Annotated in this window: 3 protein-coding genes; all 3 read left to right on the forward strand. The window is 49.8% G+C overall.

The window, feature by feature from the left end:
- Nucleotides 1–583: 583 nt before the first annotated feature.
- Nucleotides 584–1045, forward strand: a complete 462-nt coding sequence (locus tag PHI12_15065; GenBank protein ID MDD5512104.1) for a hypothetical protein — start codon at nt 584–586, stop codon at nt 1043–1045.
- Nucleotides 1042–2223 carry a hypothetical protein gene (locus PHI12_15070; protein ID MDD5512105.1) on the forward strand — a complete coding sequence of 394 codons (1182 nt, stop codon included), beginning with the start codon at nt 1042–1044 and terminating at the stop codon, nt 2221–2223. Before PHI12_15065 ends, PHI12_15070 begins: the two co-directional genes overlap by 4 nt.
- A gap of 1 nt (nt 2224) precedes the next feature.
- The coding region (locus PHI12_15075) for a hypothetical protein (GenBank protein MDD5512106.1) at nt 2225–2628 on the forward strand (404 nt) is incomplete at its 3' end.

A 2628-nucleotide genomic window follows, 5' to 3' on the forward strand; every position in this document is an offset into this window, starting at 1 on the left:
ACATTCACAGTAGTAACGCCTGGGCGCCACATTTTTAAGTTTACTATAAACGGCAAGAATGCTTCATCATCGTCCTACAATCTTAGGCTAACTAAGTACGATATCTATTTGACTTCCGGAGATAGTTAAATGCTATTCACGCTAGTAGGTTACGACGCACACGGCAGTGATGGGACCGACGAGGCCAATATGTTAGCCATCTATGACGTATTAGATGACTGTGATCTATTGCATCTTAACGTGCGAATACCCGCAAACACTTCAGACGTCGAGGCCGGGATACTCTCTGTGCTCCCACCTACTCCGGGGGTTAAGAGAGCTGCACAAAGTTTGAAGGACGGTGTTCCAAGTTGGGCCTTATGGTCGGAGGAGGATGCTCTCACATGGTTTGAATCTAACATCAATGAGCCACTCGTGTCTGGGAGAGCCTCGTTACCTCAGACACTGACTCTGGCCACCGCACGTATTGCAATCGTATCGATGATCGACATCCTTGACCAAATGGCCAGCATGCTGTGGGCTTTGGCACGCATGGTAATCGCGATGTGCATACATATTTGGCACCACTAGAAAGGGACTGACCATGATTGTATTGGGAATTGACCCCGGAATTAGAACGGGGTATGCCCTAATTGATGTACGAAGTCCAAAAGAGTACATCAAGATATCTGGAGGGGTAGTTAAGGGATACCCTGGAGTTGACATACTTTTGAGTATCGCGCCGAAGCCAGAGGTATACGTAATTGAGAACTTTACCTTGTGGCCCAAGTTGGCAGTAAAGGTCAGTCACGACGACCCCGAACTTCTAACTGTTCGTTATATCGGGGCGTTAACATCTCATATACAACGCATGGACGTAAAGCTGGTTTTCCATCAACCTGCATATAAGCAGGGGTGTCCAGACTACATGTTGAAACGTTACGGCTTATGGGAGACTAGCCAAACTCCTCATGAGCGTGATGCTATGCGCCATATCATAGTGTACGTGCGCCGTGAGAATGCCGCACTCACCAGAATGCGTCAGAAAGGGAGGATCAAGCCATGACTACAACCATTGGTATAGGCTTTGGGGATACAGCGAGCGGTGTAGACTACGTCATCAACGCTCTAAAGGACGCTAAGGGAAATCCAACTCCCCTAGCAGTCACTAAGGTACACAACCAGACCAATCTGCTCAACAGGTTCTATAGTGCTTGGGGACCAAAGTCTACTTACGTGCTACGAGTAACCAGCACTGAGCATATATTCGAAAATGGTGTGAACTCGTGGGCAGATCCCAACATCACCGCTAGCAACTGGTTTACAGCAATGCAGCCGTTCATCAACGCTAGTCCTTATGCTCACTTCGAGGTAGGGGGTCCAGGGTTTAACACAGATGACCCCAGATTTGCCACCCACTACGCCAATACGGTTATGGCCGCTATGAGGCTGTTGGATAATGCCAACAAGAAGGGTGTCGTGTTATCGTTCTACGAGGGGAATCCCCATACTCTATCGGACGGTATGGGCATTGACGGATGGGCTCCGTATCGACCAGTAATCAATCTCGCAGCCCAAATGAGATTCCCCCTAGGCATGCAGGGGTATTGGGTTGACGGTAACATGTCTCCCACCGACGACTGGCACAACTATCGGTTGGTGAGAGTGATTAGAGACTACCCTGGAATGTTCCCAGCGGGTACTCAGTTCCTTAAGGGCGAGGGTGGCATAGACCTCAAAACAATGCCTCCGAAGGGTTGGAAAACAGCCCTCAATTTGGACGCTAAAAGGTTCATGGAGGGCATAGCCGCTGAAGACGATTTTTGGCAGCACGCAGCTATGCCCCTGGGGTGTGTCTATTTAGGGACAGCTTACTTCGCGTTACATAATCCCGGATCTAGCGAGTGGGACGACTTTGATCTCGGACCCGTCCTTCCGTTCATGATGCCGCGAATCATATCCAGCTACGGAACACCTACGGCTCCGCCTCCTCCTCAAGATACTGTTGTTGAGGTAGGTATAAAGGATCCAGGAACAAGCTGGCTAAACGTACGGAGTGGGCCTGGTTGGCTTTACTCCAAGATCAACAAGTTCTATCCAACAGATAGGATGCTACTCTCCGGTGAAGCGCTCGCCAATGTAGTCAACGTAGAAGGATGTTGGGTTTGGTGCAATGGAACCCTGAAGGATCCAAACAAAAAGGGGTGGGTCGCAGGCTGGCTATTGGAGAGAAAGCCTTACTAAAATGTTAACACTGTCAACCAGGGAGCGGAACGGAGTCGTATACGAGTTATCTCTTCGGGGTCCTGAGATGGAAGAAGCATCCAGGGCCCTGAAGTTTTCTCACCCAATGGGCGACATGGTCCATCAAGAGGACTTGGCATTGCCTCCCACCCCCACTGTGCTTACGCGCTTGCAGCGTTGGGCTGAAAAGCAAGGCGTCGAAGTAAAATTGACATCGCGTCTAAGCTCATGGTATAGAAGCGAATTAGCGCGGACCTCGCTATTAGAATGCGATCCTGTTAACGAGCCAGGTCTTTACGACTTTCAGACAATCGGAGTGGCACGTATTAGAGCAACCCGAGAGTATAACGGCGGACGCATGTTGTGTCTGGTCGCCGACGATCCTCGCTTAGGTAAGTCAGTACA

This window comes from Dehalococcoidales bacterium, from assembly GCA_028716225.1.
In the GTDB taxonomy this organism is placed as follows: domain Bacteria; phylum Chloroflexota; class Dehalococcoidia; order Dehalococcoidales; family UBA5760; genus UBA5760.